General features: G+C 65.5%; 17 protein-coding genes. 10 read left to right on the top strand and 7 right to left on the bottom strand.

Annotation, left to right across the window (positions count from 1 at the left end; translation table 11 throughout):
• The first annotated feature begins 5 nt into the window (after nt 1–5).
• A complete protein-coding gene (locus ACXIQ9_RS09185; protein WP_459016472.1) occupies nt 6–893 on the top strand; it encodes an MlaD family protein in 888 nt (295 codons plus the stop codon).
• Here ACXIQ9_RS09185 and bchD read toward each other — a convergent pair whose 3' ends face one another.
• The gene (gene bchD / locus ACXIQ9_RS09190) at nt 894–2,969 is read right to left on the bottom strand and encodes a magnesium chelatase ATPase subunit D (protein WP_459016473.1); all 2,076 of its coding nucleotides are present in this window, start codon (nt 2,967–2,969) and stop codon (nt 894–896) included. It lies immediately after the preceding gene.
• Between the two features lie 22 nt (nt 2,970–2,991).
• Between bchD and folK the strand changes: the two genes are divergently transcribed.
• The 3 genes from folK to ACXIQ9_RS09205 are packed head-to-tail and all read left to right on the top strand — an operon-like array spanning nt 2,992 to nt 5,566.
• On the top strand, nt 2,992–3,522 hold the full coding sequence (folK, locus tag ACXIQ9_RS09195) for a 2-amino-4-hydroxy-6-hydroxymethyldihydropteridine diphosphokinase (RefSeq protein ID WP_459016474.1): 531 nt from the start codon (nt 2,992–2,994) through the stop codon (nt 3,520–3,522).
• Between the two features lie 44 nt (nt 3,523–3,566).
• Entirely contained in the window at nt 3,567–4,127 is a 561-nt protein-coding gene (locus tag ACXIQ9_RS09200; protein WP_010314408.1) for an NUDIX hydrolase, read from the top strand.
• Nucleotides 4,127–5,566, top strand: a complete 1,440-nt coding sequence (locus tag ACXIQ9_RS09205) for an FAD-binding domain-containing protein (RefSeq protein ID WP_459016475.1) — start codon at nt 4,127–4,129, stop codon at nt 5,564–5,566. The genes ACXIQ9_RS09200 and ACXIQ9_RS09205 overlap by 1 nt, the downstream gene beginning before the upstream one ends.
• Here the strand turns inward: ACXIQ9_RS09205 and ACXIQ9_RS09210 are convergent.
• On the bottom strand, nt 5,563–6,768 hold the full coding sequence (locus tag ACXIQ9_RS09210) for a DegT/DnrJ/EryC1/StrS family aminotransferase (protein WP_459016476.1): 1,206 nt from the start codon (nt 6,766–6,768) through the stop codon (nt 5,563–5,565). The two genes, ACXIQ9_RS09205 and ACXIQ9_RS09210, sit on opposite strands and share 4 nt — an antisense overlap.
• 38 nt (nt 6,769–6,806) lie before the next feature.
• Nucleotides 6,807–7,364, bottom strand: coding sequence for a thioredoxin family protein (locus tag ACXIQ9_RS09215; RefSeq protein WP_459016477.1), 558 nt, complete (start codon nt 7,362–7,364; stop codon nt 6,807–6,809).
• A gap of 42 nt (nt 7,365–7,406) precedes the next feature.
• Between ACXIQ9_RS09215 and ACXIQ9_RS09220 the strand changes: the two genes are divergently transcribed.
• Nucleotides 7,407–7,892 carry a hypothetical protein gene (locus ACXIQ9_RS09220; RefSeq protein ID WP_459016478.1) on the top strand — a complete coding sequence of 162 codons (486 nt, stop codon included), beginning with the start codon at nt 7,407–7,409 and terminating at the stop codon, nt 7,890–7,892.
• On the opposite strand, the gene ACXIQ9_RS09225 is transcribed toward ACXIQ9_RS09220, so the two are convergent.
• Nucleotides 7,889–8,359 carry a hypothetical protein gene (locus ACXIQ9_RS09225; RefSeq protein ID WP_459016479.1) on the bottom strand — a complete coding sequence of 157 codons (471 nt, stop codon included), beginning with the start codon at nt 8,357–8,359 and terminating at the stop codon, nt 7,889–7,891. The two genes, ACXIQ9_RS09220 and ACXIQ9_RS09225, sit on opposite strands and share 4 nt — an antisense overlap.
• Nucleotides 8,356–9,288 carry an FAD-binding domain-containing protein gene (locus tag ACXIQ9_RS09230; RefSeq protein WP_459016480.1) on the bottom strand — a complete coding sequence of 311 codons (933 nt, stop codon included), beginning with the start codon at nt 9,286–9,288 and terminating at the stop codon, nt 8,356–8,358. The genes ACXIQ9_RS09225 and ACXIQ9_RS09230 overlap by 4 nt, the downstream gene beginning before the upstream one ends.
• A gap of 79 nt (nt 9,289–9,367) precedes the next feature.
• On the opposite strand from ACXIQ9_RS09230, the gene fabI reads away from it, so the two are divergent.
• The 5 genes from fabI (at nt 9,368) to ACXIQ9_RS09255 (ending at nt 13,369) form a co-directional block, all read left to right on the top strand.
• Nucleotides 9,368–10,147, top strand: a complete 780-nt coding sequence (gene fabI / locus ACXIQ9_RS09235) for an enoyl-ACP reductase FabI (RefSeq protein WP_459016481.1) — start codon at nt 9,368–9,370, stop codon at nt 10,145–10,147.
• A gap of 24 nt (nt 10,148–10,171) precedes the next feature.
• Entirely contained in the window at nt 10,172–10,780 is a 609-nt protein-coding gene (gene hisB / locus ACXIQ9_RS09240) for an imidazoleglycerol-phosphate dehydratase HisB (protein ID WP_296416814.1), read from the top strand.
• A 55-nt stretch (nt 10,781–10,835) separates the two neighbouring features.
• Nucleotides 10,836–12,278, top strand: coding sequence for a carotenoid oxygenase family protein (locus ACXIQ9_RS09245; RefSeq protein WP_459016482.1), 1,443 nt, complete (start codon nt 10,836–10,838; stop codon nt 12,276–12,278).
• Nucleotides 12,278–12,574 (top strand): YciI family protein, encoded by a 297-nt coding sequence (locus ACXIQ9_RS09250; protein ID WP_296421615.1) that lies wholly within the window; start codon nt 12,278–12,280, stop codon nt 12,572–12,574. Before ACXIQ9_RS09245 ends, ACXIQ9_RS09250 begins: the two co-directional genes overlap by 1 nt.
• Nucleotides 12,575–12,667: 93 nt before the next feature.
• Nucleotides 12,668–13,369, top strand: a complete 702-nt coding sequence (locus ACXIQ9_RS09255) for an SIMPL domain-containing protein (RefSeq protein ID WP_459016483.1) — start codon at nt 12,668–12,670, stop codon at nt 13,367–13,369.
• On the opposite strand, the gene rdgB is transcribed toward ACXIQ9_RS09255, so the two are convergent.
• The gene (rdgB, locus tag ACXIQ9_RS09260; RefSeq protein ID WP_459016484.1) at nt 13,354–13,956 is read right to left on the bottom strand and encodes an RdgB/HAM1 family non-canonical purine NTP pyrophosphatase; all 603 of its coding nucleotides are present in this window, start codon (nt 13,954–13,956) and stop codon (nt 13,354–13,356) included. The two genes, ACXIQ9_RS09255 and rdgB, sit on opposite strands and share 16 nt — an antisense overlap.
• On the bottom strand, nt 13,956–15,422 hold the full coding sequence (locus ACXIQ9_RS09265; protein ID WP_459016485.1) for a phosphohexomutase domain-containing protein: 1,467 nt from the start codon (nt 15,420–15,422) through the stop codon (nt 13,956–13,958). The genes rdgB and ACXIQ9_RS09265 overlap by 1 nt, the downstream gene beginning before the upstream one ends.
• Nucleotides 15,423–15,449 lie beyond the last annotated feature (27 nt).

The following is a 15,449-nucleotide window of genomic DNA, read 5'->3' on the forward strand; positions in this document are numbered from 1 at the left end:
TCCCGATGCGCCGCAGTGTCAAAGAAGCGATCGTCGGCTTCACGCTGCTGGCGGCAGTGAGCTCGGCTGGGTTGTTCTGGCTCTGGCTCAAAGGCGTGTCGGTGAGCAATCGCACCTGGCGCTTCCAGGCGAACTTTGCTGATGCTGCTGGATTGGCGCCCCGCTCGGCGGTGACCTATCGCGGGGTCACCGTCGGTCATGTTCAGCAAGTCACCGCTACGGCCACGGCTGTGGAAGTGCAGATCGATATCAATCAACCCAACCTTCAGCTTCCTCAACCCTTGGATGCACGGGTGGAGGCGGCTTCGCTGCTCGGCGGGGATGCTGTCGTGGCTCTCACGGCCCCGATCAAGCCCTTGCCGAAGGGGACCCCTGGGCCTAAAGCGATCAACTGCAACCGCGCTTTGACGGTCTGCAATGGCTCAGTGATTCAGGGCAAGAGCGCGGCGACCTTGAGCCAGGTGACGGCCACGCTGCAGCAGTTGCTGGATCAGGCGGAGAAGGAAAAGCTGATTCCCAAGCTCGCCACCACGATCAGCAGCATTGAAACCACGGCCAAGGAAGCAACGGCGTTCATGAATGACGGTCAGTCCCTAATCGGTGACCTTCGGACCACCGTTCGTGATGTCCAGCCGACGATCAACAACCTCAACGACTCCACGGCCCACATCCTCAACTTCGTGCGGGTTCTGGATAACCCCAAGACCCTTAGCGAGCTCAAGGGCACAGTCGCCAACCTGGAGGAGCTCACGGCCACCCTGGATCGCGTGGGAGGTGACATCAACAAGCTCACCTCCGACAAGCGCTTCATGGATGGCCTGCGCAGCGTGGCGATTGGACTGGGGGCCTTCTTCGATGAGGTCTATCCCGGGAAGACCGAAACCAAACGCTGATTAGACCCCGCTGATGGCCTCCATTGCGATCGCGGCGATCGCCTGATCGCTGGCCTTGGGCAGCTGGACGTATTTGCCGCCGGCGGAGTCGGCCAGGTCCTTGCCCATGCCGCTGCCGATGAACTTGCGCTCGGTGTCGATCACCAGCAGCTTGATTCCCAGAGAGCGGTACTTGCTGGCCACCTGCTTGACCTCTTCCTTGAGGTCCACGGGCTCTTCCCCCTCTAACTGGGGCTGACCGAGGGAGCGGCTGAGGGGAACGTTGCCCCGGCCATCGGTGATGGCGACAACAACGACCTGGCCCAGTTCCCCGGTGGCCATGGCGTTGGCACCCACCCGAGCAGCCTGGGAGAGGCCATGGGCTAGGGGGGAGCCGCCGCCGCAGGGCATGGACTCCAGCCGCCGCCGTGCGGCGGTGATTGAGCGCGTCGGGGGCAGCAGCACTTCGGCGGCTTCGCCGCGGAAGGGAATCAGCGCCACTTCGTCGCGGTTCTCGTAGGCCTCGGTCAGCAACCGGATCACGGCCCCCTTGGCACTTTGCATTCGGTTGAGGGCCATCGATCCACTGGCATCCACCAGGAAGATCACCAGGGCACCGGCCTTGCGCTGCAGTTGCTTGGCCCGCAGGTCCCCGTCTTCCACCACGACCTTGCGGTGCGGTTCCCGCTCACGCCGGGTTTTTTGATAGGGCGCTGCGGCCCGCAGGGTCGCGTCGACGGCAATGCGCTTGACCGGCCCCCGCGGCAGCATCGGTTTGACGTAGCGGCCGCGGGAGTCGCTGAAGACCACCGCCCGGCTTCCGCTGCCACCGCTCTTCGCTTTGCCGGCGTTGAAGAGCAGCAGATCCGGATCGATCGCGATCGCTTCGGGATCGAGCATGAACTCCTCGGGGATCGAAGGCGGAGCTTGATCTTCCGGGGTGTCTTCTTCGTCCTGTTCGTCTTCCTTGTCGTTCTCGTTGTCCTCAGGCTCGTCCGGCTCTTGCTCTTGGTTGTCCTCGCCCTGCGGCGGGGGTGGCGGCGGAGGGGGCTCCATCTGTTGGTCGGGATCTTGGGGCGGCAGTTGCATGGCCCGCGGCGCGATCACTAGGCGCACGGCCACCTGTAGGTCCTCCGCTTCCACCCGGTCACGGCCACTGAGGGCGGCATGGGCGCGGGCGACCCGCACGGCATAGAGCTCGCTGCGGTGGCCTTCCACGCCGCCGCGCAGGGCTTCGTTCACTAGATAGGCGATTTGCTCCCGCGTGATCTGGACATCGGGTAGCCATTGGCGTGCCAGTAGCAGCTGGGTTGAGAGGGCGTCGGTTTCCTCTTGCCAGCGCTGGCGGAAGGCTTCGCTGGATTCGGCGTGGCCGATAGCACTGCGGGTGATCTCGACCCGTTGATCGAGCTCCAGGACCTGGTTGGCCGAGAGGGCAATGGCGAAGCGATCCAGCAGGTGATCGCGGATGGCCCCCTCTTCGGGGTTATAGGTGGCGATCAGCAGGCAGCGGCAGGGGTGCGAGAGGCTCAGGCCTTCGCGCTCGACCCGGTTCTCACCGCTGCCAATGGCGGCCAGCAGCAGGTTGGTGACGTTGTCATCGAGCAGGTTCAGCTCATCGACGTAGAGCACGCCCCGGTGGGCCTCGGCCAGCAGACCTGGCTGAAAGACCGCTTCACCGCTGGCGAGCGATGCCGTGACATCGACCGAGCCCACCAGGCGGTCTTCGGTGATGCCAAGGGGCACCTGCACAAACGGTGCCGGGATGACCTTGGTGGGCAGTAGGGCTTGCTTGTCGGCGCCGGTTGGGTCCGCCCCGAGTTCCGTCAGCCGCGCCCGCGTCGGCGCATCCCAGTCTTCCGGTGCCTGGGGGTCGGTGTTGAGGCCATGGCCGCCGACATCGAGGACGTCGATCGGCGGCAGCAGGGCATGCAGACCCCGCGCCAGAACGGATTTGCCAGTGCCGCGCCCGCCGGCGATCACCACACCACCCAGGCCGGGGTCGACGGCTGCCAACAGCAGGGCCAGCTTCAGGGTTCCGTGGCCGGTGATGGCGGCAAGGGGGAAGGCCCGAGCGGCTGTACCACTTGCAACCATGGAAACGCCGGAGAAGTTCGTCGTGGGCGCCAGTCTCGCTGATCAGGGCCTGGCAATTGGGCTTGGGGCCAATTTGCCCAGCGCAGTGGGCGGTCCGATTGAGACCCTGATCGCTCTGCGGCCTGAACTTCAGGTTTGTTTGGGCGAAGCGGAGCTGCGCTGGTCCCCGCTCTTTCGAACGGCTCCCGTTGGCGGCCCGCCGGATCAGCCGGACTACATCAATGCTGTGGTGGTCTTGGATCAGCCACCTGAGCCCACTGCGGCGGCGGCGATGGAGCTGTTGCGACGGCTGCAGGCTCTGGAGTCGCAATTCGGCCGCCTGCGCAAGGAGCGCTGGGGGCCCCGGACGTTGGATCTGGATCTGCTTTGGTGGGGGACATTGCAGCTCCAGAGCTCCGAGTTGGAGCTCCCCCACCCCCGTTGGGCGGACCGGACCTTTGTCTTGGCGCCCTTGGCCGTTTTGGATTCCAGCTTCGAGTTGCCACTGCAGCAGGTCTTGGCGGGACAGCCGCCGCCGTTGCGGTTGGCGCCTAGGGCCGGATGGCTTGAGTAGTTGCAACTGCCATGCTGATTGCCATCGATCGGTGATCAGATTCCATGGCGCCACTGCCCTCTCCCGAGCCCGCGCGCCAGCTTGAGACCACCGCCAGCCTGGATGTGCGCAAGCTGCGCTTCGAGGTCAATCGGATGCAGTTGCCGATGGGCGTCGAGGGGACTTTTGGGATGGTCAAGCACCCGGGGGCGTCCCTGGCGGTGCCGGTGCTTGCCGATGGCCGGGTGGTGGTCCTGCGCCAATACCGCTTTGCTGTGGCGACCCGGTTGCTGGAGTTCCCGGCCGGGACCCTGGATCCAGGCGAGACCCCGCTGAGCACGATGCAGCGGGAACTGCAAGAAGAAGCCGGCTACTCGGCCACCCGTTGGGACGAACTCGGAGCGCTGTTGCCCTGCCCGGGCTATTCCGATGAGGTGATTCACCTTTTCTTGGCCCGTGATCTCACGGAGCTGAGCGAGCGTCCGCCAGGGGATGACGATGAGGACCTGGAGGTGGTCCTGATGACGCCGGCGGCACTCGATCAGCTGATCGCCAGCGGCGATGAGTACCTCGATGCCAAGAGCGTGACGGCCTGGTTCCGCGCCAAGCAGGTGCTGGGGATCTGATGGCAGCGGAGCGTTGGCTGTTCTGGCATCGCCGTGACCTGCGTCTGGTCGACAACCTGGGTCTGGCGGCCGCCGCTGCAGCGACCCCGGCGGTCACGGGGGTGTTCGTGCTGGATCCGGCGATCCTCTCGGCGGCGGATATGGCTCCGGCGCGGGTCTGGTTTCTGCTCGAGAGCCTTAAGGAACTCCAGGCCAGCTGGCGCAAGGCCGGCAGTCAGTTGTTGTTGCTCCAGGGGGATCCCGCTGAGGTCTTGCCGCAGTTGGCCAAGGCGATCGGAGCGGGTGTGGTCGCCTGGAACCGTGATGTCGAGCCCTACGGGCGAGAGCGTGATCGGCGGGTGGCCGCGGCGCTCCAGGCCCAGGGCAAGAGGGTCCTGGTGGACTGGGATCAGCTCCTGGTGGCTCCCGAAGCCCTCAAGACCGGCAGTGGAAATCCGTACAGGGTGTACGGACCGTTTAAGCGCAATTGGTTTGGCCAGGTGGAGCGCCGGTCTGCCGCTGGGGAGCTGGCTCTGAGACCTGCCCCCCAGGGCTTGCTGGCCTATGACGGCGAGCTGCCAGTTCTCGCCGAGCTGCCCAGCCTGGAGTCCCTCGGTAAAACCTTCTCAGGTGCAGAACTCTGTCCCTGCCGTCCAGGAGAGGCCGCGGCCAAGCAGCAGCTGAAGGCCTTCTGTGATGGCGGTCCGCTCTTGGCCTATGAGCCCGGCCGGAACATGCCGGGAGAGGCGGGGACATCGAGCCTTTCGGCAGCGTTGAAGTTTGGGACCCTCAGCCCGCGCCAGGCCTGGGATGCGGCGCAGCAGGCCAAGGCCCTGGCGCGCAGCGATGAGCAGCGCGAGTCGATTCAGGTCTGGGAGCAGGAGCTGGCTTGGCGGGAGTTTTATCAACAGGCGCTTTTTCACTTCCCGGAACTCGCCGATGGTCCGTATCGGCCCCAGTGGAAGCTCTTCCCCTGGGAGAACGACCCTGATCGCTACCAGGCCTGGTGCGATGGGCTGACAGGCATGCCGATCATTGATGCGGCGATGCGCCAACTCAATGAGAGCGGCTGGATGCACAACCGCTGCCGCATGATCGTCGCCTCCTATTTAGTGAAGGACCTGATCTGCGATTGGCGCCTAGGCGAGACCGCTTTCATGGCCCGCCTTGTGGATGGTGATCTGGCAGCTAACAACGGCGGTTGGCAGTGGAGTGCTAGTAGCGGGATGGACCCCAAGCCCCTGCGGATCTTTAATCCAGCCACCCAGGCCAGCAAGTTTGATCCGGAGGGTGATTACATCCGCCGCTGGCTACCGGAGCTCAGTCACGTCAACACCAAAGACTTGTTGAGTGGCGAGATCACCCCGATGGAGCGCCGCGGCTACCCCGCGCCAATCGTGAGTCACAAGAAGCAGCAGGCCCATTTCAAGGCGCTCTATGCGTCGCTGCCGAAGGCCTAGGCCGCAACCGATGCAGGTGTTTTGGCCGTCACCTGCTGCAGCACCTCGATCACTCGGCTCTGCTGCTCAGTGCTGAGTTCCGGGAAGATCGGAAGGCTGAGGACTTCGGAGCAGAGGCGCTCGGTGATGGGCAGCGAGCCGGGCCCGTAGTTCAGGTGGGCATAAGCCGGCTGGCGGTGGATTGGAATCGGGTAGTAGATGATCGTTGTGACGCCGGCCTCCTGGAGCTGCTGTTTCAGCCAGTCGCGGCAGCAGGCTTCCGGGAGGCCGAAGTTGGCGCTGTCAGCGGACGGGGTGCAGCTTGAGCCGCAGGCCGGCGTGGGACTGCAGGCGGGGACACGAACGACGAACTGGTTCCAGCTGTGGCCGGAGGGACCGGCCTCAGGCAAGGCGAAGCCGCTGCTGCCGCTGAGTTCGGCGCGGTAGCGCTGGGCGATGGCCGTGCGCTTCTGGACCCAGTCGCTCAGGTGGGGCAGCTTGACGCCCAGAACGGCGGCCTGGATCGCATCGAGGCGGCTGTTGTAGCCGAGTTCGTTGTGGAGGTAGCGGCGGGGCATCCCGTGCACTGCCAGCTCCCGCATCCGTTGTGCCAGCGCCTCGTCTTTGCAGGTCACGGCGCCGCCGTCACCGGCACCACCGAGATTTTTGGTGGGGAAGAAGCTGAAGCAGCCCACATCGCCCCAGCTGCCCACGGGGACCCCAGCCCAGCTTGCGCCGCTGGCCTGGGCGCAGTCCTCAACCACCTTGAGGTTGTGGCCTGCGGCGATGGAGCAGACGCGCTCCATGTCGACTGGCCGGCCAAACAGATGCACTGGGATCAGAGCCTTCGTGGCGGGGGTGATTGCGGCTTCCACCTGCTCCAGGTCGATCAGGTAGGAGCTCTCCTCGACATCAACGAAGACCGGTGTGGCACCCACGGCGCTGATGGCTTCCGCGGTGGCAAAAAAGCTGTAGGAGGCGGTGATGACCTCATCGCCCGGACCGATGCCCAGGCCCCGCAAGGCCAGGATCAGGGCGTCGGTGCCGCTGTTGCAGCCCACGGCAAAGGGGCTCTGCACGCTCTCGGCAAAGGCCTTCTCGAAAGCAGCGATGACCCCGCCACCGATGTATTGACCGCTACGGAGAACCTCCAAAACCGCTGCATCCAGCTCAGGTCCGAGCTGCGCCAGCTGTTCCGTGAGGCTGAAGGGGGGCACCTGCATGAAGGGAACCTTAAGGCCCCCACTCGGTTCTCGGCCTTCTATGGCTCCTGCGGGTGCCACTTGATGTTGCAGCCGATCGATGGCGTTTGCTCGGGGCTGATCGCTTGACCGCTCAATAGGGCGTCGATGGCCGCCCTCAGGTCGGCGCCATTGAGCGGTTGGTCGTTGCCGGGGCGGCTGGCATCGAGCTGGCCGCGATAGACGAGCTGGTGCTGGCTGTCGAACAAAAAGAGATCGGGGGTGCAGGCGGCCTGGAAGGCCTTGGCGACCGCTTGGCTGGCATCAAAGAGATAGGGGAAGCCCCAGCCTTGTCGTTGGGCCTGCGCGCTTAAGCCTTGCGGGCCGTCCTGGGGGTGGGTGATGGTGCTGTTGCTGGAGATCGCCACGATCTGCAGCTGCTGGCCGTAGTCGCGTTCCAGGCGGCCCAGTTCCGGCTCGATGTGGATCACGTAGGGGCAGTGGGCGCAGATGAACAGCACCAACACCGGTTGGGCTTCCAGCGATGCTGTGCTCCAGCTGCCGCCTGCGGCCCGCTCCAGCGCGAACGCCGGCAGGGGCGTTCCCAGGGGCAACATTTCAGACGGGGTGAGCACCATGACAACGCCACCAGAATGGGGCTGATTGTGCCCTGAACTGCCTTGGGTTGGCCCCGTCCCGCAGCGGCTCTCCTGGCCCTGGCTCTGCTGGGTTGTGTGCCCGCTCACCGCAGCGCCACCTGGACGATCTATCCCCTGCAGCGCGCCCAGCCTCATGACGGCTTGGCGGTGGTGAATCAGCCCGACGGCTACGGGCTGCACATCTGGCTCTCCACCGACACCCGGGAGGCTGGCGTGTGCAAACCCCGCTGGCTGGTGGATCCAGCTCGACTGTTTAACGGCAATGGCAGCAGGCCCTTCAGCACGGGCCTGGCGAGCCGTCAGGAGTTTTTTGAAGCGGCCAACCGCCAGGACGTGCAGCGGGCCCTCCGGCAGGAGCTGAAAGCGCTCTGCCGTCAGCGCGCTCCCAAGGCCCGCTGGCAGTGGACGGTTCCGCCCCGCAGCGCCGCTGAGGTCTCGGCTCCAACCTTCCCGATGCTCGAGGAGCGGGACCTGCTCAGTCCCCCAGAGGAAAACGCAGCTTCTTAAGCCTGCGGCGTCCAGTTGGCCCAGACCTCCCGTTCGGCTTGGCGCCAGTAGCGGCTAAATCGCCCCAGATTCACTCCCTCCTCCAGCTCGACGAAGGGTGTGGGTTCGAGCTGTACCACCGGCAGGGATTGCTCGAGCGTGCGGCAGATGCTCCCCACGCGGGGATCCACGCTGGAGCTGGTGACGATGCCATCGGCGCCATGGGCTTGGGCAAAGCCCAGCACCTCGCTGGCCACATCCCCCTGGCGCAGGGTCACGGGGAGCTCCAGCAGGCACTCGTAGAGGAAGCCGATGCGTTTCAGGCTGACCGGCTCGGCTGCCCCCTGGGGATCGGCGGTGGTGGGGCTGTTGCCCCGCAGCAGTTCTCGGTCGAAGACGAACACCGCCGGCTGACCGGGGTGGGACAACAGGGCAGGGTTGCTGGGGCCCAGCGCGTCCCCGTGTAGCCAAAGGATCGGGTTGTTCATCGGTTGGGCTTGGCGGGGCGGCTGAAGGCGGAGGCTTTGGAGCTCGAGGGGCGCTGTCGGCGGCTCGTGCGATCGCCCGTCTCGCGGATCGCGGCTTGCTGCTGGAACAGGCGCTGCTCGAGCTGCTCGTAGCTGGCCTCAAACGGACAGCCCTTGGCGCTCAGGTCGCAGTCTCGGCAGTAGCGGCCATCGCTGTAGCGCTCCAGGTTGGAGCGGTTGAAGAAGTAGGGCTTGTGGCTGAAGCTGCTGGCCACCCATTGCCAACTGAGGTTGTTGCTGGCCGGGTCCCCATCGAGGAGGTGGCGCAGGAACCACTGGGCGCCCGCCTGCCAGCGGATGCGCCGCCAGTGGACGACGTAGGCCGCCAGCCACATCCGGGCGTGGTTGTGCAGCCAGCCTGTCTGCTGCAGCTCCTGGCTGAAGCCATCCATGCAGGCCAGCCCCGTGCGGCCTTCGGTGATGTCGGCGGGGAGTTCCGGTGCATAGGCCCCGGGGTGATGGCCGGTCTTGAGCGGTTCCTGGTTGCTCCAGATCCCATCGCCCAGTTGCTTCCAGAGCCGCTGCCAGTAGTCCCGCCAGCCCAGCTCATTGATCAGCTTCTCGCTGGCCTGCCGCTGCTTGGTGCGGGCGAAAAGGGCATCGCGCACCTCCGCCAGGCTGATGGCCCCGTGGCGGATGAAGGGCGAGAGCCGGGTGACGGGGCCGCTGAGGAAGTTGCGGGCCTTGGCGTAGCGCTCGGGTTGGACCCTGCGCAGGAGAGCATCCGCCTGGCTGCGTCCGCCCTGGATCGGGCTGAGGCTGCCGCTGGCTTCGGGGAAGAGCTGCTGCAGCGTGCACTCGAGTGCGCTGCGGTCGCTGAATTGACGAGGGAGATCACCGGGGTGCTCCTCCCAGTTCAGGGGCACTCCGCGCGGGGTGGGGCTAGCCAACGATGGCGACTTGGGGTCCAGTGATCCTGGCGTCTGGCGCCTTCTGGGTGAGAATCACCGCAACGCAAGCGCTCGTTTCATGCTCCTCGATCTGCGCGGTAAGAAGGCCCTGGTCACCGGCATCGCCAATAACAAGTCGATCGCCTGGGGCATCGCCCAGCAGCTGCACGCCGCTGGCGCCGAGCTCGGGGTCACCTATCTGCCTGATGACAAGGGGCGCTTTGAAGGCAAGGTGCGTGAGCTGACCGCTCCCCTTTCCCCCACCCTGTTCGAGCCCCTGAACGTGCAGGACCCCGCTCAGATCGAAGCGGTCTTCGCCAAGGTCAAGGAGCAGTGGGGCCAGATCGATGTCCTGGTGCACTGCCTGGCCTTCGCCGGTAAGGACGAGCTGATCGGTGACTACTCGAACATCTCTCCCGAGGGCTTTGCCCGAGCCCTGGAAGTCAGCGCCTACTCCCTGGCACCGCTGTGTAAGCACGCCAAGCCTCTCTTCAGCGAGGGCGGCAGTGTGATCACCCTCAGCTACCTCGGTGCTGAGCGCGCGATCCCCAACTACAACGTCATGGGCGTGGCCAAGGCCGCCCTGGAAGCCTCCGTTCGCTATCTGGCCGCTGAGCTGGGCGAGAAGCAGGTGCGCGTGAATGCCATCAGCGCCGGCCCGATCCGCACCCTGGCCAGCTCGGCCATCGGCGGCATCCTCGACATGATCCATAACGTCGAAGAGAAGGCTCCCCTGCACCGCACCGTCACCCAGGACGAAGTGGGCGGAACCGCGGCCTTCCTCGCCAGCAACCTGGCCTCCGGCATCACCGGCCAGACCATCTATGTCGACGCCGGCTACTGCATCACCGGCATGTGAGCGGCAGACTGAGCTGAGGAGGGCATGACCATGCGCACGGGCGAGATCCATCGCGTCACCGGTGAAACCGATGTGCGCGTCAAGTTGAACCTCGATGGCACGGGCCAGTGCAGCGCCAGCACGGGCGTGCCCTTCCTCGATCACATGCTTCATCAGATCAGCAGCCACGGGCTGGTCGATCTGGAGATCAATGCTGTGGGTGACACCCACATCGACGATCACCACACCAATGAGGACGTGGGGATCGCCGTGGGTCAGGCCCTGGCCCAGGCCCTCGGTGACCGGCGCGGGATTCATCGCTTCGGTCACTTTGTGGCGCCCCTGGATGAGGCCTTGGTGCAGGTGGCCCTCGATTGCAGCGGCCGCCCGCACCTGAGCTTTGGCCTGCAGATCCCCGCTCAGAAGATCGGCAGCTACGACACCGAGCTGGTTAAAGAGTTCTTTGTGGCCGTGGTGAATAACTCCGGCCTCACCCTGCACATCCGGCAGCTGGATGGGGTGAATTCACACCACATCGTTGAGGCCTGCTTCAAGGCGTTTGCAAGGGCGCTGCGCCAGGCCACCGAGGTGGATCCGCGCCGCGCCGGAGCGGTGCCCAGCAGCAAGGGCGTGCTGGAGCGCGCGGGCGCCTAGGCCCGCTTAACACTCCGTTACGCGATGATGGCGGCGTCGCTCAGCGTCTTTGCCCATGACCGTCGCCCCCGCCCTCGGCTACGACCGCTCCGATTGGGCCAGCGCCTTCCGCAACGTTGGCGTCGAGCTTGATGGCGTCGCGCTGACCGCAGCCCGGGGCGCGATTCCAGCTGAGCTTGAGGGCACTCTTTACCGAAATGGTCCCGGCCGGTTGGAGCGGGGTGGTCAGTGGGTGCATCACCCCTTTGACGGGGACGGCATGATCACCGCCCTGCGGTTTGAGGGAGGTCAGGTCCAGCTGCGCAATCGCTTTGTGCGCACCGAGGGCTTTGAGGCCGAGGAGCAGGCGGACAAATTTCTCTACCGAGGTGTCTTTGGCACCCAGAAGCCCGGCGGCATTGCCGCCAATGCCTTTGACCTGCGTCTGAAAAACATCGCCAACACCCATGTGGTGCGGCTGGGAGATCAGCTGTTGGCCCTGTGGGAGGCCGCCGAACCCCATGCGCTGGACCCTGAGACCCTGGAAACCCGCGGCCTCAGCCGGCTGGATGGGTTGCTCAAGCCCGGTGAGGCCTTCAGTGCCCATCCCCGCTTTGACCCGGGCCACCACGGTGAGGCGCGGATGGTGACCTTTGGCGTGAAGGCGGGCCCCCGCAGCACGATTCGGTTGATGGAGTTCTCCAGCACCGGAGCGCTCGTGGCCGATAGCCGCCACAGCTTCAAGGGCTTTGCCTTCCTGCATGACTTCGCGATCACCCCGAACTGGGCGGTCTTCCTGCAGAACGCCGTCGCCTTTAACCCGACGGGCTTTGTCATCGGCCAGAAGGGTGCCGCCCAGTGCCTCAGCTCGAAGCCTGGCGAGAAAGGCCAGTTCTGGCTGATCCCCCGCAGCGGCGAGGGCAAGCCGCTGCAGATCCCGGCTCCCGAGGGCTTTGTCTTCCACCACCTCAATGCCTTTGAAGACGGCGAGGAGTTGGTGGTGGATTCGATCTACTACGACGACTTCCCCTCGATCGGTCCGGATGTGGACTTCCGCCAGGTCGACTTTGAGTCGATTCCAGAGGGGCAGCTGGTGCGCTGCCGTATCCATCTCGAGAGCGGTGCGGTCAGCACCGAGGTGCTCGAAGCGCGCACCTGCGAGTTCGCGATGGTCAACCCCGAGCGGCAGGGCCTTGAGGCCCGCTACAGCTGGATGGCCGTGGCGGAGCGGGAGCGCGGCAACGACCCCCTGCAGGCGATCAAAAAGCTGGATCTCAGCACCGGAGCGGGCCGGGTCTGGAGCGCGGCGCCCCGTGGCTTTGTCAGCGAGCCACTGATGGTGCCCCGCCCCGGTGCCACGGCTGAGGACGACGGTTCGGTGCTCTGCCTGGTCTGGAACGGTGCCCGCTGTGCCAGTGATCTGGTGATCCTGGATGCAGCCAGCTTGGCGGAGGTGGCGGTGCTGGAGCTCCCTCTCGCAGTACCCCACGGCCTGCATGGGAGTTGGGCCCAGGCCTGATGCCTTGGTTTGTCAAAACCGAGCGCTTCCTGCGGCCCTACGTCGAGATGAAACCCCATCTCGAGGCCCATCGCCGCTGGGTCGAGCAGCTGCGTGGCCAAGGTCAGGTGCTCAGCAGTGGCTACTTGGTGGATGGTGAGGGTCAGCCAGGCGGCGGTGGGTTGTTGTTGCTGCAGGCCGGGGACTACAGCGAAGCCGAAGCGTTGATCCAGCAGGACCCGATGGTGCTCAGCGGCGGGGTGGAGTGGACGCTGCAGCAATGGCGCCCCGCGGTGGGTGATCTGGGGGTGATCTGAGCGGCCAGTTGGATTTGGTCGCAGGTGTGGCTTGATCCGGTTGTTGCTGCCTCGTGGATTGCCCGTAGACAGGAGTGATCATCCCCCTGAGCCATGTTCAGCCCTCGATCCGCCGCCCTGGGCTTCTGCCTGATTCCTGCCTTATCACCGTTGGCGTTGATCCAACCCGCTCAGGCGGGGGGTGGTGATCGCTGCGGCGGCATCCTCTATCAACTGCAGGTCAGCCAAAGCGGCACCACCGCCTTTGACCGTTTTCGCTTCAACCTCGGCCTTGATGCCGAGGCAGGAAAGAAGGCCGAGGCGATGGAGCAGATGAGTGCCCGACTCGAGCAGTTGCGCACAGCCTTGACGCCACTGGTGAGCGGGCGGATGACGATTCCTGCACCGCGCACCTATGCCATTGGTGGCGGCAGCGCTGGGCCTCGGCGGCAGCGGGCCAGCACCAATGTCTCGGGAGAGGTCAGTAAGGGCAACTACGACGCCCTGATCAAGGCAGCAGGCACCTTGCCTGGGGTGAGCCTGCGTGGCTTCACGTCGCTGGCTGCGAGCGGTAGTGCGGAAACAGTGCAGGCTCAGTTGATGCGCCAGGCCTTGGCCGACGGCAAGCGCCAGGCCCAGGTCACGGCCGATGCCCTTGGGCTGCGCAGGGTTCAGTTGCTGCGGATTAATCAGCGTGGTGGCTATGGGCCAAGGCCGATGCCCTACAACCGCGCCCTCTCGGCCAGCTTCAACCCAGAGGAAGCCCCGGCTCCTCGTAACTCGGTGAGCCTGGCGTTGGATTACTGCCTCTCTTGAGCCAGCAGGGCCTGCAGTTGGGGTTTTAGGGCTGCGAAGGCGCGGCCCCGATGCCCCACTTCGGCCTTGAGCGCTTTGGGCATCTCCGCAAAGCTGAGCTGTACTTCCGGCACATAGAAGACGGGGTCGTAGCCAAAGCCGCCATCGCCTCGGCATGCCATCAGGATTTGGCCTGGGCAGTGACCTTCCACTTCAAGGACCACACGACCACTGGGGTCAGCGAGGGCCAAGGCGGCGGTGAAGCGTGCGGAACGGGCCGCCGGGTCGATGGCGCCCGCGTCATTCAGCTCCTGTAGGAGCCGTTCAATGCGTGCTGCATCGGTGGCGGCGTAGCGGGCTGAGTGCACTCCGGGGACGCCGCCGAGGGCATCGACGCTGAGGCCTGAATCGTCGGCCAGGGCCCACTGACCTGTCGCTTGTGCCACGGCCTCGGCCTTGAGGCGGGCGTTGGCCGCAAAGGTGTCGCCGGTTTCCTCCACCTCAATTCCCTCGGGCTGGGGTTGGGTGTCGAGGCCCAGGTCCTCTAGGAGTTGTGCGAACTCACGCACCTTGCCGGCGTTGCCGCTGGCGATCACCAGGGTGTTCATCAGATTGCTTCGGCCAGTTGGCGCGCCCAGGAGAGCACTTCAGCCACACGCGCTTCGCTCGGGGCTTCGCAATAGAGCCGCAGTAGGGGCTCGGTGCCGGAGAAGCGCAGCATCAGCCAGTGGCTGGGGCCGAGGCGCAGTTTCACTCCGTCGGTGGTGATCACCTCTTGAACAGGGGATCCGGCGACCTCCTTTGGCGGGGTGCTGGCGAGGAAGTCCTCCAGCCGCTGCCGGGTGGCCATGTCTTTGAGGCGTAGGTCCAGGCGGTCGTAGGCCGCGGCACCGCCGCAGCGCTCCTGCAAGGCACTGACGCGAACGCCCAAGGGTTGGCCCCCCTCTACCAGCGCCTCGATTAAGAGCAAGGCCGCGTAGAGGGCATCGCGCTCCGGCAGGTGGCTTCCGAAGCCAACACCGCCTGATTCCTCGCCGCCCACCAGCACGTCACTGCTGAGCATCTCAGCGGCGATGTATTTGAAGCCCACCGCCTTCTCGAGCACCGGCCGACCCAGGTCCTCCGCCACGAGTTGCATCAGATCGGAGCCGCTCACGGTTTTCACCACAGAACCGCTCATCCCCTTGGCCCGGGCCAGGTGATCAATGAACAGGGGCATCAGCAGCTGGGTGCTGCAGAAGCGACCGTGTTCATCCACCGCCGCAATGCGATCGCCATCGCCGTCAAAGACGATGCCCACGGCCGGCCGGCCGGCCAGGGTCGAGGCCCGCACCTCTGCGATCAGTTGCTGCAGGTAGGGGGCCAGGGGTTCGGGCGGGTTGCCGCCAAAGAGGGGATCACGGTTGGAGCGGATCTCACGCAGGTGATCGCTTTGCACTGCACCTTCGAGCAGGCGGCTCAGTCCACCGGCCGCGGAGCCGTGCATCGGATCGACGATCACCTGCAGGCCTAGGCGCTCGAGTCCGGCGCTTAGAGCTGCGGTGTCCACCTTGGCTTTGAGGCCCGCGAGGTAGGTCCCCATGGCGTCAAAGCGCAGGGTCTCGCCTTGGATCGGCACTGAGATGCCGCCGGCCTGCAGCCGCAGTTCCACCCGCTTGGTGAAGTCCCCTTCCACCGAACCACCGAAGGGGCCTTTGATTTTCAGGCCGAGCCACTCCGGCGGGTTGTGGCTGGCGGTGATCACCAGTGCACCGAGGGCCTGGCGTTCCACCACGGCCCAGCTGGCGGCAGGGGTGGGGATGGGTGCTTCCGCCAACACCGGGACTAAGTCGGCGCCGCGCACCGCGCTGCAGATCGCTTCGGCGAGTTCCGGTGCGAGGAAGCGGCGGTCGTAGCCGACCACAATCTCGCGGCTGTTTAGTCCTGCGGGTGCTGAGGACTCCAGTTCCCGGGCGGATGCGGCAGCAACCGGTAGGAGTCTCTCGACGGTGATGTCCACGCCGAGGATGCCGCGCCAACCGTCGGTGCCGAAGGCAATGGGGCTGGCCTCCAGGGGCAGGGGCGCTGAAGCCATCGGAGCAGGGCAGGGGCGACATCCACG

The sequence above is a fragment of the Synechococcus sp. LTW-G genome, from assembly GCF_054459035.1.

Coding starts and splice junctions, on each gene's coding strand:
- ACXIQ9_RS09185 (WP_459016472.1), top strand. CDS start 6: ATGCGCCGCAGTGTCAAAGAAGCGATCGTCGGCTTCACGCTGCTGGCG.
- bchD (WP_459016473.1), bottom strand. CDS start 2,969: ATGGTTGCAAGTGGTACAGCCGCTCGGGCCTTCCCCCTTGCCGCCATC.
- ACXIQ9_RS09200 (WP_010314408.1), top strand. CDS start 3,567: ATGGCGCCACTGCCCTCTCCCGAGCCCGCGCGCCAGCTTGAGACCACC.
- ACXIQ9_RS09205 (WP_459016475.1), top strand. CDS start 4,127: ATGGCAGCGGAGCGTTGGCTGTTCTGGCATCGCCGTGACCTGCGTCTG.
- ACXIQ9_RS09210 (WP_459016476.1), bottom strand. CDS start 6,768: ATGCAGGTGCCCCCCTTCAGCCTCACGGAACAGCTGGCGCAGCTCGGA.
- ACXIQ9_RS09215 (WP_459016477.1), bottom strand. CDS start 7,364: ATGGTGCTCACCCCGTCTGAAATGTTGCCCCTGGGAACGCCCCTGCCG.
- ACXIQ9_RS09225 (WP_459016479.1), bottom strand. CDS start 8,359: ATGAACAACCCGATCCTTTGGCTACACGGGGACGCGCTGGGCCCCAGC.
- fabI (WP_459016481.1), top strand. CDS start 9,368: ATGCTCCTCGATCTGCGCGGTAAGAAGGCCCTGGTCACCGGCATCGCC.
- hisB (WP_296416814.1), top strand. CDS start 10,172: ATGACCATGCGCACGGGCGAGATCCATCGCGTCACCGGTGAAACCGAT.
- ACXIQ9_RS09245 (WP_459016482.1), top strand. CDS start 10,836: ATGACCGTCGCCCCCGCCCTCGGCTACGACCGCTCCGATTGGGCCAGC.
- ACXIQ9_RS09250 (WP_296421615.1), top strand. CDS start 12,278: ATGCCTTGGTTTGTCAAAACCGAGCGCTTCCTGCGGCCCTACGTCGAG.
- ACXIQ9_RS09255 (WP_459016483.1), top strand. CDS start 12,668: ATGTTCAGCCCTCGATCCGCCGCCCTGGGCTTCTGCCTGATTCCTGCC.
- rdgB (WP_459016484.1), bottom strand. CDS start 13,956: ATGAACACCCTGGTGATCGCCAGCGGCAACGCCGGCAAGGTGCGTGAG.
- ACXIQ9_RS09265 (WP_459016485.1), bottom strand. CDS start 15,422: ATGGCTTCAGCGCCCCTGCCCCTGGAGGCCAGCCCCATTGCCTTCGGC.